Origin of the sequence: Parabacteroides sp. MSK.9.14, assembly GCF_019041495.1 — a bacterium.
In the GTDB taxonomy this organism is placed as follows: domain Bacteria; phylum Bacteroidota; class Bacteroidia; order Bacteroidales; family Tannerellaceae; genus Parabacteroides; species Parabacteroides merdae.
Genome location: NZ_JAHPXO010000050.1, coordinates 1 through 25,146, shown reverse-complemented (window position 1 = coordinate 25,146; position 25,146 = coordinate 1). Strand labels below are relative to the sequence as shown.

Below are 25,146 nucleotides of genomic sequence, written 5' to 3'. Positions count from 1 at the left end.
TGAATACACCACCGAACGAATCTCCGAGCTTCGAAAACGTGTCAGAGAGGAACTGTCCGGCCTGCATGATTTCATTCATACCCTCTTCTATTTCTGCCAAACCTTCTTTTAACTTCCTGGCATCATTTTCAGAGGCAAATACTTTTTTCAGGCCATTTGAAACTTTATTAAAAGAGGTTTCCATTTGGTCGGCTTCACGACGAACGTTGGCTATTTCATCCTTGATGGCCTTCAACTGATCCGGAGACTTACGAAGCACATCAAACTGTTCTTCGGTAATACCAAATGAATTATCAGATGAATATTCCCCTCTTTCAAGAAAAGACAAGAATTTTTCCGCTTCATCCGCAATGGCACGAATAGAAGTGATATTTTTTTTACTCATATCATCAAACAGCCGGGTGATAATGGAGGTACTCTTTTGGGCTTCATTATCCACGTCTGCCAGTTCCTTTTTCATACCTTCTGCAAGGGAAAGCCGTTCCCATTTCGTTGTAGCCTTTGCTATTTTCTCATTATAAATAGCCGTGATAGCCTGACGTTTTTTCTGATACGAACCATATTCTTTCAGGTATTCGTTCATGGCGCGTTTCTCTTCCTCCAGTTGTTCCTTATTCACATTGGAGGTCGATTGCTCTCGTTTAACGTATGAATTGACCAAGGCTGTACGAATCTCCACGATCTGTTCCTTAGTCAGTTTGCCGCCTTGAGCGTCTTTCCACTCTTTTTCCTTGGTAAGTATGGCGGCGATCTCATTGTCATAGTCTAGGTTTATCTGGGCGATCTTCTTTTCCGATCCTTCTTTCATCAGATCGATCTCGGATTGCTGGTTTTGACGGCGAAGGGATAAAAGTTCGTCTATCAATTTCTCTTGTTGCTTGAGTTGATTATCCGTACTCTTATCCTTCTCATTTGGATTTGAATATTTGTCTATTTGTTCCTGTGCCTCCTGTATCTGTTTAGTGTACTCATTCCATTTCTTTGAATTTTTCTCAGAAACAGCTAAAGCGTCACGAGCGGCTTCCGCTTCTTTTTTCTGCTTCTCCCAGTAGGATTTATTTTTTATTTCTTCTTTTGTCGTGTCTGTTGTTGATTTTGACAGTTTTCTTTTGAAATTTTCTAACGCTTTTTGTAGGAGTTTGATACGTTCTTCTTCTTCCGCAATCGCTTTATTGTTGTTTACAGTAAGCGGTATTCCTGTTGAAGGAGATACGCCTATAAGTCTCCCGTTGTCCTCTCGTAATTTCTTTAATCGCTGCGTAGACTCATCTATGTTTCGGATATACGAATCATAGGTATTGGTATCACGTTCTTTATTTAATAACTTATTTGCTTCTGCTAAATCAAGCACGGCCAATTCTTCCAACTTGTACGCTCCTGTTATCGCAGGAGATAGTTTCTGTAGCTGTTCGTAAACGGATATTTTAGCTAATTCCGTTTCTGTCTCATCTTGAATTATACGTATCAATGATTCAACTTGATTCTTTCGATCTGTCTCTTGTTGAATCATTTTATCCTGTTCATCATTGAATCTCTTTTGAGCCTTTTCTGCTATGGTTGTACTGTCAGATAGAGCCAACATTGTAGCTGTCAAACCAATAATTACCGTTCCCAAAGCAACATAAGGATTGGTAAGCATTGAGGCATTAAGAGCAAGCTGTACTTTCCGTGCCAATACACGAGCATTGGTAAGCCCTATCTCTACAATAGTATGTTTGCTTTCAGCAGCGGTAACCAGCATCACGGCGGTACGATAGGCTCCATAGGTAGCAACCAACCCGGCCAATACCTTACCTATCGTTTCATAGTTTTCTATCAACGAAGTGGTTGTTTGGATACCCTTAATTATGACACCTTCCGATTTCTGCCCCAATTCATTGAATACTGAATCCATCGCATCTTGCATCATTGACAGCTGGCCGTTAATAGTTTTTGAAGCGTTCTCAGACATATTATAAAACTTACCACCAGCGGAAGTGGCGTCTATGAATGCTTGCTGTACCATTTCTGCGGAAATAGCCCCCTTAGACATCTCATCTTTGAGCGTAGCAATAGATTTTCCGGTCTTATCTGCCATGATTTGTAATGGATTGAATCCGGCATTAATCATCTGATTAAGATCTTGCCCCATCAACTTTCCTGCCGCCGACATTTGAGAGAAAGCCAACGTAAGCGAGTTAAACCTTTGGGTATCTCCCATAGAGACATCGCCAATAGCCTGTAAATAACGTGGTACTTTCTCAGCCTCGATATTAAAGCCTAACATCATCTGCGTAGCTTGGGTTACATCCGAAAACTCTAACGGAGAAATCTTAGCATATTCACGTACTTGCGACATAAGCGCATCCGCTTTTTCCTTGCTTCCCAACAAGGTTTGAATAGCCGTATCTGCGGCTTGGAACTCGCCACGCACACGGATAATTTCAGAACCCAACGCTTTCAACACACCTACCCCACCGATAACAGCCAATACCTTCTTCCAAGAAATAGCAATACCGTTATTGCTATCTACTACCTCTTTAGCATCGTCTTTATAAAGGGCATATTCGTCACGAAGTTTCTTTACAGACAGACGTGCCCCAGCTTGTTGTTGTGTCAAGTCGAACAAAACTGCCTTCTCTTCATCCAAAGCCTTACGTACAGCATTATATTCTTCCAATTTCTTATTAGCGGACAATGGATTTCTTTTCAATGCGATGCGATAGGCTTCACCAAGGCGTTTTACATCCGCTTCTATGCCTTTAATTACCGACTTTTGAGCGATAATCTTTTCTGAGAACCCGTTTACAACTTGCGAGGCATCAAATATTTTCTTTTTAAAACCTTGATTTATCTCATTACCAGCACGTACAGCTGAAACGACAAGAGAATCCAATTCTTTCGTGTTTTTAGCTAATTGGGCTTCCATCGCACGGAAAGTAGCTGGAGATGTATTGCCATCCATCCCAGAAATAGTAGATTTCAGCTTATCTATCTCTTCCCGTAACTTAATGACTTTTTGATAGTCTGCTTCTATGTGAAACGCTAATTTGGGCATACATCAATGTTTTGGATAAAAGTACATTAGACAAATGAAGTAGTAGAATTTTATGAGAATAGATACATGACAATGGAAAGATTGTCGTGAATATAGAATCATGCTCCTCTTTTTTGTCTCATAAGATCCTTTCCCGACATCTTCTTTACTTCTGTTCCATCTTTATCCTCATGGATATCGATAGGTTTATCAGCACTCATCAAGAGCAAAAGAAGATAAGGAAGATCCTCATACACCTCCCTGTAAGAAAGATGCAAATTTTCCATAAATAAGGTAATACTTCCTACGATGGTATTTCCTCCTACTATTTGGGTTTTACTGTTAGATTTGCCAGCTCCATCGCTAACTGGCAGACTACGAAAAAATCACGTCCGGTTATTAACTCAAAAGCGACAAAATACGCTTGCAATAATTCTTCTTTAGAACCTGAAAGCATCTGCCGTTCGAGGCTTTCAGCTCTTTTTTGATAATTCGGGACATCACCAACCACCAAGAATGAAAGTCCCTTGACGATATTCTCCAAATTGACAGGAGCGACCTTCATTAATTCCCGCACAGTGCCATTTTCCGGTAAATCGACCTTACTTAAATATTGGGTAGCCCTCATTATCACTTTGATAGAAGGAGCTTTGATTACATATACTGTTCCCCCTACAACAATAGCTTTTCCATAAGTACCGGAAAGTAACTCTGATATGTTTTTTGAAACCTCACTCATAGTTTAAATATTAGAGGGTGATTGCTCACCCTCGTCATTAACTTATCCACCCAAAGTTGTATCCTCCCCGTCTTCCCAGCGCTCAATAGGAACGCCGGCTTTGGTTGGTTTCAACGCCGTAAAAACAAGGGCTAAGCCAATTGCCTTTTCATTCGCTTTACCAGAAGCAGAAACACCGGCACGAGGAAAAATAATTTTCACACCATCTTCAGTTGTGGCACGGACGGTAAACTCTTTACTTTCTACATGATCGGCACGTTCCCATGTACCCGGCTTACTTTCTGAACCCGCAGTAAACTTACCTCCTTGGAATTTAGCCTTAGTTTCAAGATCATACATACCAATAGAAGCATTGATCTTAACCGCACCCGGCTTTTTAGAGGAATAATAGGTATTTCCAGCTACATCTTTGTAATCCTTAACCTCCGGATCTTCATCCTCATAAGTGAAGGTGTCCTCATGAACTACCGGGACTTCTTCAAAAACAGAACCTTCGGCACCACCAGCCCCGATCGGCGCAACCTCCAGCTTCTGAAGGTTTACCACCACAATTTTTTTATTCTCTGCCATAACTATTTTACATTTAAAACTTCAAACAAAACACTAACATTCACATAATGACACTTTAAAGCAGTATCCGCTTCCGTTCCTATATTATAGATAGAATAGCGATAAAAAGAACCATTATAGGAACCTGTACTCCTTAATATCTTCATAGCTTGTCTTTCAAGCTCATTCAGTCGGATAGAGTTGGCTTCATTCTTGCTCAAATCGGGCACACAAAGATTCACTTCTGCGAAAGACTTCTTCCAATAAGTCCCCGGCTGTTGCTTCTTCGTGTGAATGACAATCCTTTCGGACTTCAATTCACCCGTCAGCGTTTCCCCGTTGGGTACTATGCTTATTCCGAAAGCCTTGCAATCCCGGTAGAGAATGTTTCCTATGTCGGTAGTTACTATCATCCCAATGCTTTGATACGTTGATTGAGAATGTTCAAATACTCGCCCATATAATCACGCTGTTGCAGAAGCAAATCACGTTGGTGTTCATTTTTTACAACTTCTTCAAACTTGGGAGTATCTACAAAAGCACACAGCTTACTAAACTTTTCGGCTAAATCCTGCTGCTCAATAAGCAAACGGTCAAGGAAAGTATCAGCGCACTTATATGTTTCCTCAAACTCATCTTTAGGAAGCCATGATTCTATATCATTATCATACTTCACATGATAGCCATTTATAGACCGTTCTTCTTTTGTTAGCTTTCCACCTACTGCAATCAAGCATTTTTCGTCAGCTTCGCCCATTTTCATAGGTTCAGCTTCAATCTGTTTTGTTCCAATGTACTTTTTCATTTTTCAAATTCTTCTTTTAATCGTTTCTCCGCATGAAGAGCGGCACCACTTAAAACATCATACCCTTTAGATTCTACGAATGATGCGTATTCCGCTTCGTTTTTCAGTGTCAAACCGTCTTTATCGACATCGTAATCATTGGACGTTCTCAAAGTGAGTGTATGGTCTTGATAATCCCCATGTTCCTCTGCGTACTTCACAGCTTCATCGCCTACATCAATCATCTTCTTTTCAACCTCCCATTCTCCTTCATCGAAAAAGGAGTCGACATCTGAGAAATCGAAATCTACATCCATAATTCCGAGTAGTTAAAGTAGTTTGTACTCTTTACCGTGTAGACTTCGCCTTGACCTCTTACGCCATCACCATCCATGCAACGTACTTCATCGCCAGCCTTGACAGTAATTCTTTTCTCACATACTACATGATAATTCGGACGATACACAGAGCCGTTATCAGATGAAAACTCTTTGGTAGTGTTATCATCACAACGGCATTTGCCTACCTCCTGCCAGTATTCACCACCTGTACCGGGAATGGGTCTTCCGAACTCATCCTTAGCCATCGGGGTGATAACTTTAACCTGCAATATGTGTGGAGCGAATATCATAAGAAAGTCACTTTAGGTTTGTTACCCAGTTCGTCTTTCAAACCGTACTGTTTACACAGCCATGAGTACAATTTCATTAGACTATCAACATAATTAGACCAAGACACAGAAAATCCGCTTTCGCTGACCGAAGATGGATTTTGTATCATCCACGGAATTTGCTTTGCACAAGCGACCTCTAATCTTGCCCGATTTTCCTCGGCAAAAGGTTCTTCACCATCCAATCCCGTTCTTGAAAGTATATTTTCAACTACAAGATTAGACGGGGTGTTCTTATCAAATACGCTTAGTACAAACTCCTTGTTACTCATGGCTGCTATCATTCAATATGGTGTAATCAGTTTACTATATGCGGTATAGCTATAATGCGTACAATGTTTAGATTTATAGATGTATCTGAACGGACATTTGGGAACATTAATTCGTATCCCTTGAATAGCCGCTTCCTCTTTCATCGAACACATCATAGCCGGGTTATTTGCAACCAAGAAGACGGGAGGTGTCATGGTCAGTACAACACAATCAGCCGGAACCGTTTCCAAAGTGATAAACTGAATATCCGGCAGACCAACATCAACCGATGGATTCACGTATTCACACTTAGGAGATTTCACACTTGATGCCTGCACGCTCAACGAAACCAAAGACATCATTAAAAAGCCACACATGGCAAAAATAAAATTCTTCATTTCTTTTCTGATTTATAAAATTAGACAATGGAAGGGTAGAAGCACTACCCTATCCTTTTACTCGATACCTAATGCTTCTTTCAGTTTGGCTGTTGATTCTTCATCCAGTTCTGCAACCTTAGCCAAAAGAGTTTCCTCTTTCATATTGCCGGAAGCCTGCGCACCGATAGACTTCAAAGCGTCAACCAAAGCCTTCTTCTCAAACTTCTTTTCAAAGAGGGAGATTTTCACCTCCTTCTTTTCTTCAGGGGCTTTCACTTCGGTATTTTTTGCCTCAATCCGTTCAGCAAGTCTGCGGCTTTCCATATCCAGCACACGGGCTTCCTCACCGACTTCAATCACTTCACCGGGAGTATAATACTTTCCGGTGAACTTGTCGCGGAAAACTGATATAACCTTTACTTTCATATCCTACCTCCTTATGCTGATTGGATGGATGCAATTTCGCTCAAATCGAAATTGGTAATCAAATCTGGATTGGAAATCTGCGGAATCCACTCTGCCGTATATTCCATGTAGCGACCGTTTTTGTCACGGTAGTTAGAGATAAGCATCTGCCCCTCTGACGGGGTATAAGTACGTCCCTGTACCGGGTCTGTCGCTTCATACGGAGTATGATGGCGCATATAACCAATGTTGTCAGAAGGTAACAGAGTAATACGGTTATCCGCGTAAATCTGCACGTTTTTTCCCGTCTGGTCTTTCACATAGTCCTCCTTGATTTCGATGCGAGGCAGACCGATGCCGGTGAACACTTCGGAAGCCAAAGAAGAGGAAACCAATCCCGTACTCAACTTCATTTCGTTGCTGCCGAGAATCATCTTGTACTGCTCACCAAATTCAGATGAACCAAGAATAAGCTTGTTGAAAGATGCACGAGTCATAACCATCTTGGCATAAACGCCATAGTCCGGTGCCAAGGAATGAAGTTTCTCTCTCAAATAAGAGATAAACATATTCTTTCCGTCCACAACCACATCTCCACTTTTCGGCTTGATAAAATTGAACGGAAGGGTAATCTCCAGCAGTTTATTATTGGTCTGACCGGAAGTGATTGCAGCATCCTTGTTGTAAACGGTGGCTTCACCAAGCATCAACAGCGCACCGACAATAATATCCATACGCTTGTGGGCGGCAAGGGTAATCTGACGGTAGTCGTCTGCCAGGAAATTTACAATTTCTTCCATTGCAGCCTTTTGGTCGGCTGGCTTAGCTGCATTGAACTTGTCAATCAAATCCTGCAATTCGGAAAGACGGTCAATAGACATCTGATAAGCATCACCCAAATAGGCAATCTCACCATATCCAGAACCGATGTTCCGACGTTCACGGATGGGTTTCTCTCCAAAACGTGAATTGATAGAGCCGGCCATAACTCCGGTTACAGAACCGATATAATCCTTGAACACACGAGTAGTTACTCTGCGGAAAGTAAGATACTGTTGCCAATAGATTGTGTCCTTGCGTGTCTGGTTCACACGTCTGATGATAGCGGAAACGATGTTCGCATCATCGAATAATGTTTGAATCGTTAAAAACATATCCTACCTCCTTACTCGTTAAATTCAAACCATCCCTTCATGTTGGCTTTATCGTTCTCGGAGAACGGCATAACCAATTTTGAGGGTTCAATTTCTGCGGCTGTACGAAGCAATGAAACCAATGTGATTCCGTCCTCAACCTTTGTACGGTTAAACAGAGCCGAATTAGCCACATGCTTTTGCTTTAAACCATCAACTGCAACCGCATTGAATAATACAGCATCTTTGGCAATATTCTCACCAAAAGCAGCCTTGATAGTCAATACATCGTAGTTGGCATTAGACTTATCAATTGCCGTTACTTCTGCACCTTTCTTGCCGTTTCCGACAAACATACCCACATAAGCCAAAGAGTTCTTAGCTACTTTAATAGACAAAGCCTCTCCACCAGTGGTATAGGCTTCCGCAACTCTCACATTGATTACCGCATAAGCGAACTTGTTTTTCAAGTCCGCACAAATCGGTGTAAATCCGGGAAGAAAACTTCCCACTACCAGGTTCTGCGTATCAAGTTTGAACGGACCACGTCTACGAATGCCGGTCTGGACATCGTAGCGTTCCTCTTGCTCAACGGGCGGAACCAAGTCATACTTAAATCCTGCTGACATAATTAATTCTTGTTTTGTTCAACAATAGTTTTCGTACCCTCATCAATCATTTTAGCGATAGATTCAGATTCTTTCTCAATCTTCTCTTCCGCTGATTCGGGAGGGGTTACGCCTTTGAAGCCGTCATTTGCGAACTCCTGCTTCAAGTCCTTGAAGTATGCGTCCAAGTCCTCATCGTCCTTAATGGCGCATCGTTTGGCGTAGTTTTCGGGAATACCATACTCTTTTGCCTTTGCCAAAATCTGCTGGCTACGTGTTGCTTGAGCCTTTTCCGTTTCAAACTGTGTTAGCTTATCAGAAAGGTTCTTGTTGGAGTCAATTAAAGCTTGCGCCCATGCAGGCACATCGTCTTTATTCTCTTCCGTTTTGATGGTTGTGGTAGTCTCGATTGGCTTACCGTCTTTAAGGTTATGTTTCTTCTCGTAGTTGGAAACTGCGGTCTTGGAAGCATCCCCGGCACGGAAATCACCATAGGAGTTAAGCACGTCCGAAAAACTGATACCCTCAACAATAAAGTTTACCTTTGTCTCGTCCGTTACACCCTCTGCTTTTTTAGTAGCGATTCGGGTTAAGATAGCAGTGTCCACCCCAGTAAACTTCTGTTGCAGCCCTGCCAAAATTTGTTCTAAGATTGTCATACCGTATGAATTAAAATTTGAGATTCAATTTGCGGAAATAAAAATACTACCAATACAGATGACTGATAAATATTTAGGCTTCCCATTCACGACAATCAATCCATTGTCGTAAATACGGTATATAAAGTAGTCAGTAAGTGAATGAAAGGGGAATAATTGGAGTGGTAGAAAACCACAATCAGGTGATTGTGGGAAATGAGCATAAAAAAGGCGTGAAACTGAGTGAATCACGCCTTTTTTATGCTAGCAATCTTTAAATCTTAGTCCAATTATCTCTATTCTCTATAAAATTAGAAAACCCTTTTTTATATGCAACAAAATTATTATTAATTGAGTTGAACCAACTTTCATCCTCGTTTTTTTTATACAATCTTCTTATGAAGTAATCTATTTTCGTATACTCTGAAGAACCTTCAAACCTTTCAACGAATCCTATACATGCAAGCCGAACTTTATTAAAGTCTACATTAGTTTGAATTATAGAATTAATATGTGGATCAGAAAACGAATACCCTATTGTTAGCAACTTATTGCAATCATTACAATCATTTGCAAAATTAGTAAATCCGATATTAAAAGGATTCATTAGACTTCTTTGAGTCTTAGTATACCCAACAATTATCGGGCTAAAAATTAAATTCTCACTCGGATTTCCGCCTTGAGCAGTTAAGGATTGCACCTCTCCAGTTATCGTAGATTTTACAACTCTATATTTATTCTCTACAAATTTAAAAGTCCAATAGATAGAGCCATGTAGGTAAAAGTAACTTAAATGAGAGTCTTTATTTCTTAAATAATCAGCTTTATAAACAATACTGTAATCAGATAACAAATGTTCCCCCATATATATTTTACGCTTTGAAAGAATCTGAGGTATCATAGCGTCATAATTTGTGGTATATATTTTTACTGAATATTTCTTGTTCAATAAAGATTCAATAAATTCGTTCAATCTTTCATTTAGTAGTTTATACTCAGCAGCACAAGCTTTTTCATCATATCCCTTAATGAGTTGAATAACAATATCCACAAAATGTTTGTATATAGAATAAAAATGCCTCCTTTTCTCTAATTTATCAGATATCTCATTTAGTTTTTGCTGGATGGAGTCTATTAGGACATTAACAGCAGGAGTAAATGACGTATTATACGAATTCCTGTTTTCATTGGTTGACGCTATAACATAATTCATTATAGATTCCGATGCAGCAATCACTGTCTCGAAATTAACAGTGACTCCGTCCTCCTCTTCATAAAAAGATTTTAATGTATCAAATATAAATTTACCCCAAGTTGTATTACTATCATACATATATTCTTTATCTTCAATTATTCTATCAAGAATATCTTTGGAAAATGGAGCTCCCCATGCTACAGGAAAACCTGCACCTAGTAGTAATACTATTTTCTTTCTCTTTTTCATATTTGTATTTTGGATTAGAATCCCAACATTGCGGCCGGAGGTATATTCAGCACTCGACATAGCAACCTCGCAATTTTGAGGGTCGGTTCCGAACGTCCGGAGATATAGTCATTCACACGCGATGGACTTATTCCAATCTCACCAGCAAGTTGCTTTTGACTCATCCCTTTCTCTTCAAGAGATAGCTCTATCAATTCCGCAACAGTCGGTTTTTCTATCGGATAATGTTCTTTTTCGTATGCTATCACAATATCGGACATAACTGTAAGCTCCACCGCATTCTTATCATTTGAAGGCGTATTGTCATCAACCAATGGAAGAAGTTCCTCCACTCTCGCCAAAGCAAATTCATACTGTTCTTTCGTTACTTTATTCATACTTCTATCTCTTAAATGGTTGAACAATCTATCTTATCGTAATCTTTATGAGTACCAACCCAGCGAATGAAGACGTACCCAATTGTAAACTTAACAACGACAACCAACCGATAGTTGTTGCCTCTGATATTGAAAACGTAGTGTTGGTTGCCTACATAGTCAGCAGAAAGAAAATCCACTTTAATGTCTGATAGGTTCTTCCATTCAGCTTTTTCCGCTATATCATACCAACGTTCTAAGGCTATGCGTGAATCTTCATAGCCTTTCGTCTCGTAGAACTCTTTCAATTTCTTATGTGATACAATCCTCATACCTCTTTTGTTTGATGCAAAAATATGAATTAATTTTGAATTATAAAATTTTTCCAGAGAATATATTCTATAATATAGAATTTAGCAATAAAAAAGCGGAACTAAATTAGCTCCGCTCAATAGTACGATAAGAACATGAAGTAATGAATTATCCTTTGGAGTTAGGAGACGCTGCATTGTTATTCTTTGCCGCTTGTTCCTCTTTGATTTCTGCAAGTTCCTCTTCTACCCTATCAGCATTTCCGGCAAACATGATTCCCTCACGCGTTGACCAGATGCCACCACTGACAGCGGAAACGGCAGTAGCCACCTTATCATTCAAATCATCAATCATATATGGAACCAGTTCTGTCTCTATGTCAATGGTTTGCGATGCCTTGCTAAACTCGGTTGGATTGATAGAGCCTAAAGCAGAAACAATAAAATTTACTCTCCGCTGCAAGAACTCACCGATAGCCTCACCGTGATTTTCTACCGCCATATGTGCACCCATGAACATAAAGCGGAAAGCGGTTCCTGATGCTTTGCCTACCCCCTTCAACGTCTCAAAGGATATTCTTGGAGTGTTTGACATATCATAAGCCATATTGGTGAGTGTTTCTGCTTCAAAACGTACCGTATCCGGAACTTGGTTCCACGTCAGATACTGGGCATCCGCACCTTCACCTGTAAGTTTGACCATTCTATCCTTAACCTTACCCATGAAACCCTCTACATCACCAATTAGCTTCAATAGTGGGAAGAAATGGTAGTCTATACAATCAGCATAATTGGATAATAGTTTCTCCAACCGGACCCGGAAGGTCTTTATCTTCTTGCAATAAGGTTCAGGACGATAAGCATAGAGAACCGGTAGTTTTGGGAATCCATGAGCAAAAGGCGTTCTTTCTTCATACCCTTTAGACAAATCCCATTGATAAACCATTTTGTCCGTGATAGTCATAAAGCAGGTGACCTCCGAATCATCCATGAGCTTCTTTTTATACTCACGTGAGAAAGCAATCATTTTACCTTCATCGTTAAAGAACGGGTATAGCTTATCACCTCTGAATGGAGACCATAACACGCTTTTCAGTTTCTTGGTGGGCTTGACCTTGCCACCGAACGTAGTCTTAACTTTCTTCCAAAACTTTGCCCAAAACGAATCATCATCGGTAACATACCAATATTCTGCCGCTTCTTGTTCGGAGAGCCAGGCACGGACAATCTTCTTGTTTTGGTATTTGATTTTGTTGGATTTAAATACAGCCTTTACCGCATCCAGCAGCTTCTTTTCATCATCATCAGTCGGAATGCAATCCATAGACGGTTCTGTGCCGACCGTGAAAGCAGTTTGAATGTTCACTATATCTTGTTCCAATGGAATAGAAATACGGTTCACCGGTTCAGTCTTATACTTTGCTTCGATTTCATAAGTCTTACCAGTTTTTTCATCGAAAACTTTTTCGGATTCCTTATCAAGTACTTTTCTGTCCGGATACTTTTCTTTATCCACAATGATTTCGTGGCGTTCCGGATTCCAATCATCCCAAAGTTTGCAACGGTCGGGAAGTTCAGTCTTCCTACCTTTCTTCAGGTAGTTTATCTTCTGCCCGATGTCAGGCAATGCTAATATTTCTTCTAAATTCAATGGCATAGTTTATATTTTTAATGTGTGAATATTCCTGTTAAATCTTTCGGCTTCTGAATCTGACCAAGAAGCTCACCCAATACATAGTAACGTACAGCATCTATTCCGTGATTGTCATGGTCTTCCGGTTCGTTGATATAGTTCCCGTCCTTATCCTTTGCCCAAACATACTTTCTGAACTCGCTTTGCAAGTTGTACGAGCGTTTGGTTATATAAATCTCCATATCTTTCATTTTGTCAATTCCGGCATTGATAGAGCCTGCACCTTTCTCTACGGCATATATCTTGATTCCTCCGTTGTGTATCTCTTGAATCAAACGTGGGTCTGCGCTGTCAGCAATGACTTTCAATCCCCACGGGCGAAGAGTCTTGATGATGTCAGAAGAAAGCAATCCAGTACGGTAATCCACTTCATCCAAGTAAAGGGCGTTATCAACGATACCACAACGAATGGAAGCAGACGGGTCATGCGTATAACCGAAGTCTTGCCCGAAAGCAATTTTCTTTGCCCAAGCCGGGAACTCGTCAACAATTCCCCACTTCTTGAACACAGCACCTTCTGCAACGTCAGCCCACCGGCCGATAACCACATGAGCATACTTTTCAGGATTACTCACCTTCATATCTTCCACCTCTTTCAGGAACTCAGGAGAAAGGTTATCTAAGTTATCAAAATACGTAGTATGGATATGGAGCACATTCGGATGAGTGGAAATCTGAACCTGCACACCGTCAATCTCTACCAGCTTGTGAGTTTTCTCAATGTATTTCTTGTAGATGAAGTGATTGGAATCGCATGGGTTCATTATAATGATAATCCGGTTCTGAATACCCTTCTTGCGAATGGAGAGCATTATCTTGTCGAACTCATCTTCGCTTGTCCACTCTTCCGCTTCATCGCAGACGAAAGTCGTAATGCCTTGAATGGATTTCAGTTTTGCTGTCTGGTTCCCGGAAGAAGTCTTGATACCCCGAAACATGATACGGCTCTTAGTCATCTTATTGACTATGTCCGTCTTTGTGGTCTTGAAATATTTCGTGGTACCGTCCAAATCTATCTTCTCCATCATTTCGGGGATGATAGACATACCGGCAGAAACCATCGTGTAACGGGTGTAAAGAATCTGATGCACAATCTTCTCTACAGGAGTCATTTCAAAAGTCAACCGCTCAATAAAAGTAGAAGCATTGAAAGACTTTCCGCTACCACGCCCACCGGTAATAAGAATTATAAATTTTTCCTTATCCTCGTATAATGGATGGTAAATTTCTTGGGGTACTATCATTTTAGCTTGTCTTTAATCCAGGAATCAATGTTGATGCCATGCTCTATGTCTGTTGGAATATCAGCGTCTTCATCCTGCTTGCGTTCAACCTTTCTCCAATCCTCATCATGGTGATACAGCCAAACAGACATTGCTTGCAAGTTTGGTGCCAACTCGCTTTCGCTAACTTGTAATTCATCTTCGCCCGTCAAATTCCCTTCTGAATCACGGAGCTTTCTTACCACGGTGCTTTTGGTTTTTATGCCACCGAGAGCCATTGCAAGGAATTTAGCCCTTACAGTGGCATTGATTGTCGCGCGCCCACGCGCTAAGACTTCGGATATTTCGGTGTACTCACTTTTCTTTTCGCAGAAAGTTTGTGGTAAAATCCCAATGGCATAGGCAATTTCCTTATCAGTGAATCCCTTTTTGGCATACGATTCCACGAGAGAAAGAAAGTCCTCGCTTGTATAATCAAACTTTGGCTTTCTTCCTCCTTTACCTTTTCTATTTTGAGATTCGCTATTGCTCATATTACTTCTTTAATTTTCCACATTTCTCACATTGTTCATACCTGAACTCAGAGAACATCACACTACCTTTCCAAACATAATGATGAACACAAAACAGGTTTTGCTTTAGAACATTCCTTATCCAAAGTATAAAATCGCCAATCATAATTTTAACCGTTATTGTTACCCATATATACACGGCGAGAAATTGGCTTGTTTCCATAGACATCAACTCCTCTTTTTGAGAAATAGCTATCTATTTTCTCAGCATATCTTCCCATTATAGATTTCGTTCTATCCCTTATGTTTCTTTGTCTTGCAGAACCTAACCCGTATTGCCCTTCCAGCGTTGTACATTATTCGTCTGGACTGCTGATATAACTGGCTATATGTTTTCTTTCTAACTCAGCTTTCCTCCCAATAATTAATCTATTCTTTCTACTTGTTCATCAAATACTTCTCCCTTTATGAACTTCATATCCGGATCATACCCGAACCTTTCGCAGAAAGCGGCTTTAGCTTCATAGGTATCAAAGGACAACATCACATAGGCATCCATGTTCTCGACTTGCTTCTGTGCGTTTTCTTTCACCTGATGCTTGACCTCTTTCATGTGGGCAACCTTTTCGGCACGTTCCAACTGCTTGGCGGCTTTATCGGCTTCTTTCTGTTCGGAAACTGGGACCATCATATCAGACAAAGCATCCGCAATAGAGTTTTCCTCTTCGGTCTGCAAAAGATAGTCGACACCAATCATATTCAAGTCTGCATCGGTCAGACCTGCATCTTTCCAGTCAATATCAGGAACAATACGGGCAAGAGCGTCAAAATCCCATGTACCTTGTGCATTAGGGTTGTTCATTAGAATGTTTAACTCCTTTTCCTGCTGCTCGTCCACGTCTATGACATCGACACGAATACGGTAGTTATTATCGGGGAACTTCTGCAATTCATCCATGACAGACAAACGTTGATGTCCGCTAACTACGGTAAGCCCGGTACGCTTATTCACAACTATTCCACCTACCAATCCGAATTTCTTGATGCCACGTTTCAGTGTCTTACGTGATTCATCAGATAGTTTTCGGGGATTATAATCCGCAAAGTGAATGGCAGAACGATTAAGTTCCATCGATTCACTCTTTATGTATTTTGATAATTCCATATTAGCCATTACTTAGACCGAAACCTCTCTGCCGAAGAGTATTCCTTTCGGCTCTTGCTATAAGATTATCACGAGATTGTTTTGCACGCCTGCTTGCGGCACTGCTACTCCATGTATTTTTTCTTCTCCAGTTAGCTTCGCTCAATCTTTCTGCCTGAGCATATATCTGTTCTCTTGTCTTTCTTTTTCTGACTCAGCAATTCTCCTTATTAATTTTGTTGATTATGATACTCCCAAAGCACTCTTTCAGCCATCGGGAAAACTCTGTAAATTCTCTGTAAATCTTGCGGGTAATTCTTCTCCATCCAAAGCATACAATCAAGATTGAAACCTACTCCCGAACTGGCTTTCAATGAATACCGAACTGGTTCAGGTAAATTGTGCTGCCTCATATAAGCAAGAATATCCTTTTGTGTCCAATCAGCCAAAGGATAAACCATACCGTTATTCTCGTAACCGTTTACCTCATACCCTTTCAACATAAGCCTACGATTCATACCATCAGCTTTTTTCATGCCCAAGAATGTATAATAAACTCCATGAGTAAGCTGCATAGCCTTTACCACATCTGCCAACTTCAATAGCTTTACTTTCGGATTTGGCACACAATACATACCGCCACGGAGAATATAAGTAAGGTTCCAATGTGGTACTTGAACAAACTCTATCTTCGGATACTTGGCTTTAGTCCAGTTTATCCAACGGTTAATATGCTCCAAATTCTTGACAAAGTACATGAACACGCAAACAATCCGGTCAAACTTTGGATAGACTAAATCAAGCAGAACAAGCGAATCCTTACCAAGTGATAAAAACAGTAAAGCCTCATTCGATTTTACCCGAATGAGGTCTATATACCGGTTCGCTCGTTCTACCTTGTTCATAGGTTAGCCACCGTTTAATCCCATTGAAACACGTAAATCAGCGTAACGCTGCCTACGTGAACCTAACTGCGTAGTACTTGCTGTACCTCTACGATTGGCAACCAATCTACCACCTGCCCCTGCACCATTCATATTTCTGCGAGGCCCGGCTACTCTGTTAATTCTTCTTGCGACTCTGCTTTCTAATTTTAAAAGTTAAACAAATCAATCTATATGTTTCTCTAATATCTTACCCAAAGTATAATCCATTTGTGCGGCAAGATATTCTTCGCCTTGATATTCGTAAACAATATCATTACCGTTTTCATCTGTGAGAATTACTGCTTCTGCGTTCTTTACCTCTACAATGATATAAGGACGCTTGCTCGTATATGCACCTGTCAGAAGCTTGATGGCATCATACTTGATAGGCTTTAATTCAGCCTCTCCTTCTTCAGGTAGTTCTGCATCAGCCGGATATTCTTTGCCACCACAGAGGTAAGTGATATACTTCTTAGCGTTAGTTGGTCTGATTTCACGGTATTCGTGAGTTTTCTTGCCTGCTAAGATTTCATCGAAATACTTCTGTTTAATCGAGAGTGTTAAAATATTCATAATCGTGCCATTTTTAATTGAATAACTAAGTAGTTGCGGGTAACGGATTCGAACCGCTGACCTTCACCAAGTCAAAGTGACGAGCTGACCACTGCTCTAACCCGCGATAGCGCCACTAAGGTACAACCATAACCAAAGACACAGAAACATCTTCAATCGTTATTTATGACAATCGATTTATTGTCGTAAACTAAGCCATTTATCCCGTTTTTCTCTGCACGCCTCTAAAATAGGCGCACAGCAAGAAAACAGTTCACCACTTTCAGTACGGTAATCGTACTGGTACATTCTCACTCTCTTACCTCTCAACCTGGTGTTGTAGGTGGTGTAATTTTCTTTGCCGGGTTGGCATACACTGCAACCGTTTTCGTTTATTGTGTTCATAAGCTATTTATTAAGTCCACGTACTTTTTTCAAATATTCGGTAAATTCTAACAATTCATAGAACATTCGCTTCTTCTCTATGTATTTAAGACCTTTTCGTCTAAGACCTCGCTTGTTTCTGGATACGCACATTTGACAACCCATAACACCAACATAGATATAAGATAAATGATGTCTTTTAGATTGTTTTAAAGCCCACCGAATTGATTCACGGCAATATCTGTAACTATCATTCTGGACACCCTCATAACCTTTACTCATTATGAAGTGCCCTATTTCGTTCGCTTCTTCTTCTGAATAGCAGATTGTAAATATATTATTCATTGCTTCTTTGCTTTACTTGTTCAACTAAAAATCTTTTAAACTCAGACTTATATTCATTGAATATTATCTTGTATTGCCGCCCTAATTTAGGTAGCTGCTCATAGCCCTTACCGTGCAAGAACTTGGCAACCAACTCTATCTTTTGGCGGTTGTCGAAGCCTCTATCTTTGCACATGTTGGTAATACATACATTCGCCTTGCTTGATGGTTTCTTTCCAAAAGATGGTACATACCCATGCGCCTCACGTACATAAGTTCTTGGATAGCCAACGGCATCACCTAAATACTCACCGGTGATGCAATCAAATTCACCACTAATTAAACTATCTGCTATTTCACCCATAATAATCAATATTTAATGTTTCACATTCAATCTTTCTTCACTCGTATAAGCCACTACAAGCCCAGTTTCATCATGCCGTATCGTGACATACTTCTCGCTCCTCTCTATAGTAGAGAAGTTATAAGGGGTTACCAGCTTGCCAAACACTTTGCCTAGTTGCTTCGTCAATGGGGCTTCGGGGCTGATAACTAAAACTAAATCTGCTTTCATTTTTGATTTTTCCATATATTGTAGTCCGAACGAGATTCAAAACACATAAACCCACCATAAACCTTAGCAATTACAGAAGGACTAAATGGACATTCTTTGATTGCCCTATACCTTGTTTCTACTTGTGCAAAATATATTCTCATAATCTGTCGTATGTATTAGGATAATTACGCTTGAAATACTCTCTGTCAATCCAAAAATCAAGAAACATCTTTCTATCAGCTTGATGAAAGCGTTCTTGTACTGTTACACGGATTTTCTTGTCATATTTGGCATATAGTTTACAAATCACAGAACCAGCTTCTAATGCCGATTTTAATGTTCTTGGTGTACTCATAATCATTTGTATTATGGTAGCCAGAAAGCTACAGAATTAATATCATAATAACTTTTTCAACTTTCTAACTGCCTCTGCTTTCGATTTAGCCCATACAGCAGGATTTATATCGCCATCTTCGTTTATAATTTCAGCGGCAAGATACCAATATTCAATGCTGTCTTTGTAACCTTCGTCTTTTACATATTTTCTTGCTTCTTTCATTGTATCGAACTCGGCTATAATATTTTTATGTTTACCATAACATACGGCAATTGTAACTACTATGTTGCCTATTATAGATTCCTTTTCGGTACTAATCAGTTCTCCATTCTGCTCAATCCATAACATTGCATCTTGACCATTCCAAGAAAAATCAAACGCTTTGTTTATGGGGTTATACCTGCCCTCTAAAATCGTTCCTTCTTTCAATCCTCGAATTTCAGCCAAACACCAATATCCAAAATCTGTGATAATCTTTACCCGCGCTTTTGCTTTGATCGATTTATTCATATTGATTCTGCGTTATGCAGGGCTTTCGCCCTGCTGGTTAATTATTTAATATCGTAATCTCTTTGTTGCCTATCTCTGTATCTACATTCAAAACCTCATATTTTTGAGCCTTGTAGTTGTAAACGACCTCACAAGTATTGAAACCTCTACCATCTTCTCTTTGGTCACATACAGTATCTATATGCTGATACATTTTATTGCCTAACATGAAGTTTATTTTGCCTAATGTACAGAAGTAGAATGCTACTGCATACTTCAATGTATTCTTTTCATCAATCTTCTTTGTTGCCATGATCGTATATGTTTTATTTGTTATTACTTCGTTTCTGATGATGCAAAGATAAAGCAAACTTTATTAAAGGCAACACTTTTGATATAGTTTTCTTTATCAATTAAGAATAATTAATAAATCAAACTTTATCAATATTAGGTTATACGATAAAGTTTGCATTACTTTGCGGAGTAATCAAAATAAAGTATAGTTTATGGATTTACGAATAAAAGAAATAATGAATGAGCGTAATGTTACTTCTGCGTGGCTCGCTGAACAAGTTGGTATTTCAAAGGTCGCTGTCAGCAATATTGTAACAGGTAAATCATCGCCTTCTTTGGATAATCTCATAAAGATAGCCGGTGTTCTTAATATATCTATCACTGAATTGATAGGGGAAGAAAAAGAGGAAAGCACTATCACCTGCCCTCACTGTGGGAAGAAAATTAAAATAGAGAAAGGAGAATAGATATGAAAAAGAAGTTTGTAATCAGAAAAATTATGATTGGCAGAGAATCCTTGTATTTGTATAAAGGAGAGTATGGAAATACATTTGGCTATGGCATCAACCAAGTTTATGAAATTAAACAATTTGATACCAAAGAAGAAGCTGAAAGTATTATTTCTCAATTAGGTGATGGAATGTACGAAATAGTAGAAGTGTACATAAAATAAGCCGGAGCTAAACTCCGGCTTTCAACCTTTTCATCATTTCCCCATATATCCAATCCACATCCTGCCGGAAATACTTATACAACTGATAAGAAAAAACAAGATTATTACGGTTATCGGATATGGCCGTCTGCGCACTAACGCCTAAGACCTCCGCTAATTTATTCCGAAGACCGTTCTTCATCTTCCCGCCGGCGAGAGTGCTTGGAGAGTACAAAAACAGGATGATAAAAATGAATTTCTTTCGTTGGGTAACATTCCCTGACCTAAATATCTCCTTTTGAGAAATAATCTCTTGGAACCACCGATATAACATTCCTATCATATCAAGGTCCGTCAATATAGGTTCTGTCAGCTCTTTTTCCCTTTCCGATAACTTTGATTTCTGCTCTCTAATTGATTTTATTTCCGCAATTTCTGAAAACATGGCACAATTATTTAGAAGTAAATAGTATATTTGTACTAAATAATCGTGTGGGGAGGTAACGTTACTGGTGGTTCGGGGCGTTGCCTCTTGTATTTTTTAGAATGGAAGATCTTCTCTTGATTGTTCAGGTTGATAGAGTTTCGATTGTGGACTGGCTTCTTGCTGGGCAAGTCTACTTCCCAATAACTCCAGCTTATCAACAAATATTTCTGTCACATACCGCTTTGATCCCGTTCTATCCTCATACTGCCGGGTCTTGATCTTGCCCTCGATATAGATTTGAGAACCCTTCCTGACATACTTTTCTACGACCTCGGCCAGACCTTTCCAAAAGATAAGACTATGCCATTCCGTGCGGTCTGGAACCTGGATCCCGTTTTGAAGGGTATAGCCTTTCTCCGTTGTAGCAAGCGATAGATTGGCGACCTTTGTCCCGGCAACTTCTTTCACTTCAGGGTCCTTTCCAGCATAACCGAGAAGGATTACTTTATTTATGCTCATTCTTCATTCTTTTTTTGTTTTGCAAATTCTATAACATATTCAACGCCGGCATGAAATCCTTTCTTATAGCCATCTTTGTATTGGTTATTTGAGATTCCATAGTAGTACGCTGATCCGATACACAGGGTAAGCCCTATGGCGGTCAATACAATTCCTAATCCGAAATATGGATAAGTAATGTCTATACGAAATGGTTTGAGCTGAATAGATATTCCAGATGTCATGACAAATAGCATCAAAAGCGATATTATCGCCCATATTAAAGCCTTAATCATTTCGTGCCTCCTTTCAGTAGTTCTGGGTTGTCGTATATGTTACCAACGACTTCATAATCAAAATTATCAATAATACCATTATCTATATCTTTTTGCTTAGGCATCCGAGTTATAAACTCCTCCCCAAAGCGTATTTCTGGACACATTTTTATAACTCCCGTTTGAGATTCAACCCATCTTTTGTCTCATGTTGTTCCTTTATGTGAGGCATATATTGTTCAGGATAGAAATCACTTTTTATAATTTTTCTTTTAACAATATCCCCCTCATATACTTCTTGTCCATTTTTGTCATACAAGCCCGTGAACTGGCCAACGGTTTGTTTATCAACGCACCAATCATCCATCTTAGATGAATTTTCTTTTCGTTGAGAAAGTATGTTGTACTCCCCATCAGGATAAACAATAAGAGACCCATAAACCCATTCGGTTGATTTAGTTATACGCCCTCTGAATTTGATTTTCCGGTTCATAATTATGCTAATTGTTTGATTTTACGATTGTATATTTCTTCACATAGTGCTTCGCACCACTTCCTGGCAATAGTCACTTCAACTGCATTGCCGATGAATTTCTTTTGGTCTGCCTGTGTGCCAATAAGTTCGTAGTCTTTCGGGAAACCCATTATCAGCTTCAGTTCATCAATCTTCAGCATACGCATAGTGATGTCTATGATGTTGTAAAGTGCCATAAATTCTTTGATTTTGACAGTCATAGGACTGTCTGTTTCATAGACTTCAATAGCGACTTCGCCGGTTTCAGTCGTGACAAGATATGGCGGCATTTTATCCATTCTTGCGATGAGCGTGAAACACGGTTTATCGACAGAACCGCCATTTGACGCAAAATGTGGGTTCATCAAGTAGTGCTGCTTCACGGTGACAAGTTTCTGCTTCGGGTTCGTCAGCACAGCCGGGTTGGGCTGTTCGATGCTTGAAAGCTGACCACCGCCCGAATACTCATTTGCGATGAAACTGCAAGATGCAACACCAATTTGACCTACCGTGCATATCGTTTGTGCTGGGTCTTCAATAGAATGACCTGTATTATTGAAGCGATAGTTTACAATAAATTGCGCTTTCACAAATGCGTGGTGGTCAATAGTCGTTATTGTTCCTGCCGGTTCTTCGACAGACACGTTCTTGCTGTCAGGCTGACCGCTGAATTGCTTTGACAGAAAAGACACTGATGCAAGTGCAAGACGCTGTTGTGTCGCGATAGTGGGGCAGGGTTCATCAAGTGACGGCGACACATACTTTCCGCGTTGGTTCATCGAATTGTATTTCACCATAAAGGCATCTTTGCCACCTGCGACAAACTTAATCAGTCCGGCATATATGCGTTCAAGCGTTTTTTCTGCAAGCGGTTTCTTTCGGTTGAAGATTGATTTGCCTTCATCTTCAAAGTCAAGAACTTCACGCACTGGCTTCCACTTCGGCATTGTGCCGAACAAACTTGCTGCACCTGTCTTGCAATGTGTCTGTTTCGGGAACACAACCGGCAGACCATTCTTCGCAAAGATGCCGAAGAAGCGTTTGCGCGATGTGTATGCGCCGAAGTCTGCTGCGTTCAGTATGCGATGCGTGAAGTTGTAGCCGTATTTCTTCACGTTGTTCACCCACTTGATATATGACTTGCCACGGTCTTTTGACACCGGCTTTCCGTTTTCATCAAGTTCACCCCACGACATAAATTCTTCGACATTCTCGATTTGAATATAATCGGGGTCTATTGCTTCGATGTATCTGAAAAGATGTTCTGCAAGTGTCCGGCTGTCTGCGTCACGTGGCTGACCGCCTTTTGCACGGCTGAAGTTCGTACATTCAAGCGATGCCCATAGCACAACAAGTGCGTCAGGGTTCTTCGTGCGACACTTCTGAAGATGATGCACAAGTGGTGACAGTTCAAGCGTTCTGATGTCTTCTGTGAAGTGAAGCGCGTCCGGATGATTTGCAGCGTGTGACGCAATGGCATTCACATCGTGATTGACACACGCAATGACTTCTGCGCACTGTTCGCCATGAAGACGCGCTGTGTTCACGCCGGTAGAAGTTCCACCGGCACCGCAAAAAAGGTCTATGTATAATAACTTTTTCATTTCACTATCTTGTTAGGCATTCATTAAACGCCTTTTCAAACACATCCGGACTTAACATTTTATTGGCAATAGCTTGAAATGCCGTAGATATAGCAGGTATATCGTTCAAATTAATGCTTACATCCTTTGGGGTTAGATTATCCGTTATCATTCTTGCGTAAAACATGGCTTTGTCAATAGACAGCCAAGCCAAAGGATTCACAGCTATTGGGACCAATTTTCGCATTGATATGTAAAAATCACGTATTGTAATCTTGGATGTTTGGCATAACATATCAATAGTAGAAGCGATTGATATTAGATGGTTCAGTTCTCCTGAACATCCATTATTTAAAAGCGTCTGACTTATGGCAAACCCGTATTTGTCGATATGAGGTTTAATATCGTCTTCCATGCTTTGCGTTATAACCGCAAGCGTTTCAACATTGACATTCGCAATCCTGCAAATGTTTGTATTGTACGATTCCATGAATCTTTTCAATTCGTTTATGTTCTTCTTTACTCCACGCCTGTAGTATGGAGTATTACGGCAACTATCGTAAATATTAAGTGCGTAATTATAAACTTGATCATTTACGAAGAGGACAATGTAAGTCAATGAAGTAACAAGTCCGTCTGTGTCTTTGTCTATTTCTTCCCAATTATTGTATTGTTTCATAATCATATAGCCATTAAATCAAACAATGTAGGAGCACTTACTTCGTTCTCCGCTTCCCGCAGATAAGAAAGCCCGTCTTTCCAATAATCATAATTGAGTTCTGTTGAAAGTCCCCTACGACCCAACTTGATAGCACAATAAGGGACAGTACCGATACCTCCGAACGGGTCAAATACCAATTCTCCTTTGTTCGAGTACCGTTCAATCAGCCTTTCAACGATATCTAACTGAAGAGGGCAAATATGATTCTGTCTCTTCTTTTGTGACTGCCTCGTATTGAGCGTACGCATCCGGACGACATCATCCCATATCCAATCTTTTTTACTTACAGGATCAACGGCCATAAATGTTTTGGGTAATTTCCCGTATGCCTCTAACTCTTCTGCGAACGACACATGTTCCTCATAGTTATAGATATGCTCACGTTCGTAGTTGCGGAACAAATGCCGAATCTTATCTATTCCGGCGCCTTTCATATCTTCGTATGACAACAATGAATTGCCGGAGGATTTCCAACTTGCATGGGCATCGATCTGCCAACGGGCCAGCGAGTATTCGCTCTTGTCCTTCGTGACAGGCTGGTCGGCATAAGCGCGGGAGGTATCGGTAGGCAACTTGCGAAAAAGCAATACATATTCAGGGCATCCGATTCCCATCTTGGAACCATCCTTGCACATCTCGGTATAGCCCAAACGGTAGGTCTGATTGTTTTCCCTCACCACGTCAGTATCGACCGTAATGCGTCCCATATATCGGAAGCCATGCTTCATGTAATGAAATACAGTCATTTCGCTGAACG

General features: G+C 40.2%; 39 protein-coding genes and 1 tRNA gene. 2 read left to right on the top strand and 38 right to left on the bottom strand.

Annotation, left to right across the window (positions count from 1 at the left end; translation table 11 throughout):
- From KTG12_RS19330 to KTG12_RS19185, 30 genes are all read right to left on the bottom strand, one after another.
- Positions 1–3,037, bottom strand: a 3,037-nt coding sequence (locus KTG12_RS19330; protein WP_216945517.1) for a tape measure protein, incomplete at its 3' end; no start/stop codon positions are given.
- A gap of 98 nt (positions 3,038–3,135) precedes the next feature.
- Positions 3,136–3,303: a hypothetical protein gene (locus tag KTG12_RS19325; RefSeq protein ID WP_005638382.1), complete on the bottom strand. Its 168-nt coding sequence runs from the start codon at positions 3,301–3,303 to the stop codon at positions 3,136–3,138.
- A gap of 38 nt (positions 3,304–3,341) precedes the next feature.
- The gene (locus tag KTG12_RS19320; protein ID WP_005638386.1) at positions 3,342–3,755 is read right to left on the bottom strand and encodes a hypothetical protein; all 414 of its coding nucleotides are present in this window, start codon (positions 3,753–3,755) and stop codon (positions 3,342–3,344) included.
- Between the two features lie 42 nt (positions 3,756–3,797).
- Positions 3,798–4,325: a hypothetical protein gene (locus tag KTG12_RS19315; protein WP_005638390.1), complete on the bottom strand. Its 528-nt coding sequence runs from the start codon at positions 4,323–4,325 to the stop codon at positions 3,798–3,800.
- Positions 4,326–4,327: 2 nt separating this feature from the next.
- Positions 4,328–4,717, bottom strand: a complete 390-nt coding sequence (locus KTG12_RS19310; protein ID WP_005638393.1) for a hypothetical protein — start codon at positions 4,715–4,717, stop codon at positions 4,328–4,330.
- Entirely contained in the window at positions 4,714–5,109 is a 396-nt protein-coding gene (locus KTG12_RS19305; protein WP_005638399.1) for a hypothetical protein, read from the bottom strand. Before KTG12_RS19305 ends, KTG12_RS19310 begins: the two co-directional genes overlap by 4 nt.
- Positions 5,106–5,405 (bottom strand): hypothetical protein, encoded by a 300-nt coding sequence (locus tag KTG12_RS19300; RefSeq protein ID WP_005638402.1) that lies wholly within the window; start codon positions 5,403–5,405, stop codon positions 5,106–5,108. The genes KTG12_RS19305 and KTG12_RS19300 overlap by 4 nt, the downstream gene beginning before the upstream one ends.
- Positions 5,396–5,719, bottom strand: coding sequence for a hypothetical protein (locus KTG12_RS19295; protein WP_122116204.1), 324 nt, complete (start codon positions 5,717–5,719; stop codon positions 5,396–5,398). Before KTG12_RS19295 ends, KTG12_RS19300 begins: the two co-directional genes overlap by 10 nt.
- Entirely contained in the window at positions 5,716–6,030 is a 315-nt protein-coding gene (locus tag KTG12_RS19290; RefSeq protein ID WP_227945666.1) for a DUF6706 family protein, read from the bottom strand. Before KTG12_RS19290 ends, KTG12_RS19295 begins: the two co-directional genes overlap by 4 nt.
- A gap of 12 nt (positions 6,031–6,042) precedes the next feature.
- Positions 6,043–6,408 (bottom strand): hypothetical protein, encoded by a 366-nt coding sequence (locus tag KTG12_RS19285; protein WP_122116205.1) that lies wholly within the window; start codon positions 6,406–6,408, stop codon positions 6,043–6,045.
- 57 nt (positions 6,409–6,465) lie between these two features.
- Positions 6,466–6,816: a hypothetical protein gene (locus KTG12_RS19280; protein WP_122116206.1), complete on the bottom strand. Its 351-nt coding sequence runs from the start codon at positions 6,814–6,816 to the stop codon at positions 6,466–6,468.
- An 11-nt stretch (positions 6,817–6,827) separates the two neighbouring features.
- On the bottom strand, positions 6,828–7,949 hold the full coding sequence (locus KTG12_RS19275; protein WP_122116207.1) for a hypothetical protein: 1,122 nt from the start codon (positions 7,947–7,949) through the stop codon (positions 6,828–6,830).
- 11 nt (positions 7,950–7,960) lie between these two features.
- Positions 7,961–8,557, bottom strand: coding sequence for a head fiber protein (locus tag KTG12_RS19270; protein WP_118936721.1), 597 nt, complete (start codon positions 8,555–8,557; stop codon positions 7,961–7,963).
- Positions 8,558–8,559: 2 nt separating this feature from the next.
- The gene (locus KTG12_RS19265) at positions 8,560–9,195 is read right to left on the bottom strand and encodes a hypothetical protein (protein ID WP_122116208.1); all 636 of its coding nucleotides are present in this window, start codon (positions 9,193–9,195) and stop codon (positions 8,560–8,562) included.
- 253 nt (positions 9,196–9,448) lie between these two features.
- Positions 9,449–10,618, bottom strand: a complete 1,170-nt coding sequence (locus KTG12_RS19260; protein ID WP_181980811.1) for an SIR2 family protein — start codon at positions 10,616–10,618, stop codon at positions 9,449–9,451.
- Positions 10,619–10,632: 14 nt separating this feature from the next.
- A complete protein-coding gene (locus KTG12_RS19255; RefSeq protein ID WP_011966217.1) occupies positions 10,633–10,995 on the bottom strand; it encodes a type II toxin-antitoxin system HigA family antitoxin in 363 nt (120 codons plus the stop codon).
- 11 nt (positions 10,996–11,006) lie between these two features.
- Positions 11,007–11,306 (bottom strand): type II toxin-antitoxin system HigB family toxin, encoded by a 300-nt coding sequence (locus tag KTG12_RS19250; RefSeq protein ID WP_117907610.1) that lies wholly within the window; start codon positions 11,304–11,306, stop codon positions 11,007–11,009.
- Between the two features lie 148 nt (positions 11,307–11,454).
- A complete protein-coding gene (locus KTG12_RS19245) occupies positions 11,455–12,942 on the bottom strand; it encodes a phage portal protein (protein ID WP_122116210.1) in 1,488 nt (495 codons plus the stop codon).
- An 11-nt stretch (positions 12,943–12,953) separates the two neighbouring features.
- Positions 12,954–14,222: a PBSX family phage terminase large subunit gene (locus KTG12_RS19240; RefSeq protein ID WP_046452054.1), complete on the bottom strand. Its 1,269-nt coding sequence runs from the start codon at positions 14,220–14,222 to the stop codon at positions 12,954–12,956.
- Positions 14,219–14,734 (bottom strand): hypothetical protein, encoded by a 516-nt coding sequence (locus tag KTG12_RS19235; RefSeq protein ID WP_044468520.1) that lies wholly within the window; start codon positions 14,732–14,734, stop codon positions 14,219–14,221. Before KTG12_RS19235 ends, KTG12_RS19240 begins: the two co-directional genes overlap by 4 nt.
- A gap of 403 nt (positions 14,735–15,137) precedes the next feature.
- On the bottom strand, positions 15,138–15,878 hold the full coding sequence (locus KTG12_RS19230; RefSeq protein ID WP_122116253.1) for a ParB N-terminal domain-containing protein: 741 nt from the start codon (positions 15,876–15,878) through the stop codon (positions 15,138–15,140).
- A 209-nt stretch (positions 15,879–16,087) separates the two neighbouring features.
- Complete coding sequence (locus KTG12_RS19225; protein ID WP_122121969.1) at positions 16,088–16,762, bottom strand: phosphoadenosine phosphosulfate reductase family protein; 675 nt, start codon at positions 16,760–16,762, stop codon at positions 16,088–16,090.
- Positions 16,763–16,966: 204 nt separating this feature from the next.
- Entirely contained in the window at positions 16,967–17,356 is a 390-nt protein-coding gene (locus KTG12_RS19220; protein WP_122116212.1) for an ASCH domain-containing protein, read from the bottom strand.
- Positions 17,357–17,389: 33 nt separating this feature from the next.
- Positions 17,390–17,462 (bottom strand) — tRNA-Val (locus tag KTG12_RS19215).
- Positions 17,463–17,533: 71 nt separating this feature from the next.
- Entirely contained in the window at positions 17,534–17,740 is a 207-nt protein-coding gene (locus KTG12_RS19210; RefSeq protein WP_122116213.1) for a DUF3873 family protein, read from the bottom strand.
- Positions 17,741–18,056: 316 nt separating this feature from the next.
- Positions 18,057–18,407, bottom strand: a complete 351-nt coding sequence (locus tag KTG12_RS19205; protein ID WP_122116215.1) for a hypothetical protein — start codon at positions 18,405–18,407, stop codon at positions 18,057–18,059.
- Between the two features lie 12 nt (positions 18,408–18,419).
- Complete coding sequence (locus KTG12_RS19200; RefSeq protein ID WP_122116216.1) at positions 18,420–18,617, bottom strand: hypothetical protein; 198 nt, start codon at positions 18,615–18,617, stop codon at positions 18,420–18,422.
- A gap of 139 nt (positions 18,618–18,756) precedes the next feature.
- A complete protein-coding gene (locus tag KTG12_RS19195; RefSeq protein WP_147332584.1) occupies positions 18,757–18,954 on the bottom strand; it encodes a hypothetical protein in 198 nt (65 codons plus the stop codon).
- 42 nt (positions 18,955–18,996) lie between these two features.
- Complete coding sequence (locus KTG12_RS19190; RefSeq protein ID WP_181979601.1) at positions 18,997–19,446, bottom strand: hypothetical protein; 450 nt, start codon at positions 19,444–19,446, stop codon at positions 18,997–18,999.
- Positions 19,447–19,483: 37 nt separating this feature from the next.
- On the bottom strand, positions 19,484–19,738 hold the full coding sequence (locus KTG12_RS19185; RefSeq protein WP_011966208.1) for a hypothetical protein: 255 nt from the start codon (positions 19,736–19,738) through the stop codon (positions 19,484–19,486).
- Positions 19,739–19,931: 193 nt separating this feature from the next.
- Here KTG12_RS19185 and KTG12_RS19180 point away from each other — a divergent pair, with 193 nt between their 5' ends.
- Together KTG12_RS19180 and KTG12_RS19175 are read left to right on the top strand one after the other, a co-directional pair.
- Positions 19,932–20,186, top strand: coding sequence for a helix-turn-helix domain-containing protein (locus KTG12_RS19180; protein ID WP_122116218.1), 255 nt, complete (start codon positions 19,932–19,934; stop codon positions 20,184–20,186).
- Positions 20,187–20,188: 2 nt separating this feature from the next.
- Positions 20,189–20,392, top strand: a complete 204-nt coding sequence (locus KTG12_RS19175) for a hypothetical protein (protein WP_122116219.1) — start codon at positions 20,189–20,191, stop codon at positions 20,390–20,392.
- 7 nt (positions 20,393–20,399) lie between these two features.
- On the opposite strand, the gene KTG12_RS19170 is transcribed toward KTG12_RS19175, so the two are convergent.
- From KTG12_RS19170 to KTG12_RS19135, 8 genes are all read right to left on the bottom strand, one after another.
- Positions 20,400–20,816 carry a hypothetical protein gene (locus KTG12_RS19170; RefSeq protein ID WP_122116220.1) on the bottom strand — a complete coding sequence of 139 codons (417 nt, stop codon included), beginning with the start codon at positions 20,814–20,816 and terminating at the stop codon, positions 20,400–20,402.
- A gap of 96 nt (positions 20,817–20,912) precedes the next feature.
- Positions 20,913–21,317 carry a single-stranded DNA-binding protein gene (locus KTG12_RS19165; RefSeq protein WP_122116221.1) on the bottom strand — a complete coding sequence of 135 codons (405 nt, stop codon included), beginning with the start codon at positions 21,315–21,317 and terminating at the stop codon, positions 20,913–20,915.
- Positions 21,314–21,592 carry a hypothetical protein gene (locus KTG12_RS19160; protein ID WP_005638465.1) on the bottom strand — a complete coding sequence of 93 codons (279 nt, stop codon included), beginning with the start codon at positions 21,590–21,592 and terminating at the stop codon, positions 21,314–21,316. The genes KTG12_RS19165 and KTG12_RS19160 overlap by 4 nt, the downstream gene beginning before the upstream one ends.
- Positions 21,589–21,696 (bottom strand): YopX family protein, encoded by a 108-nt coding sequence (locus KTG12_RS22360; RefSeq protein ID WP_216945516.1) that lies wholly within the window; start codon positions 21,694–21,696, stop codon positions 21,589–21,591. The genes KTG12_RS19160 and KTG12_RS22360 overlap by 4 nt, the downstream gene beginning before the upstream one ends.
- Before the next feature lie 44 nt (positions 21,697–21,740).
- Positions 21,741–22,064 (bottom strand): YopX family protein, encoded by a 324-nt coding sequence (locus tag KTG12_RS19150; RefSeq protein WP_216945515.1) that lies wholly within the window; start codon positions 22,062–22,064, stop codon positions 21,741–21,743.
- 2 nt (positions 22,065–22,066) lie between these two features.
- A complete protein-coding gene (locus KTG12_RS19145) occupies positions 22,067–23,689 on the bottom strand; it encodes a DNA cytosine methyltransferase (protein WP_122116222.1) in 1,623 nt (540 codons plus the stop codon).
- Between the two features lie 4 nt (positions 23,690–23,693).
- Entirely contained in the window at positions 23,694–24,347 is a 654-nt protein-coding gene (locus tag KTG12_RS19140) for a hypothetical protein (RefSeq protein WP_147295491.1), read from the bottom strand.
- Between the two features lie 2 nt (positions 24,348–24,349).
- Positions 24,350–25,146: DNA methyltransferase (locus KTG12_RS19135; RefSeq protein WP_216945514.1), on the bottom strand; the 797-nt coding region annotated here is incomplete at its 5' end.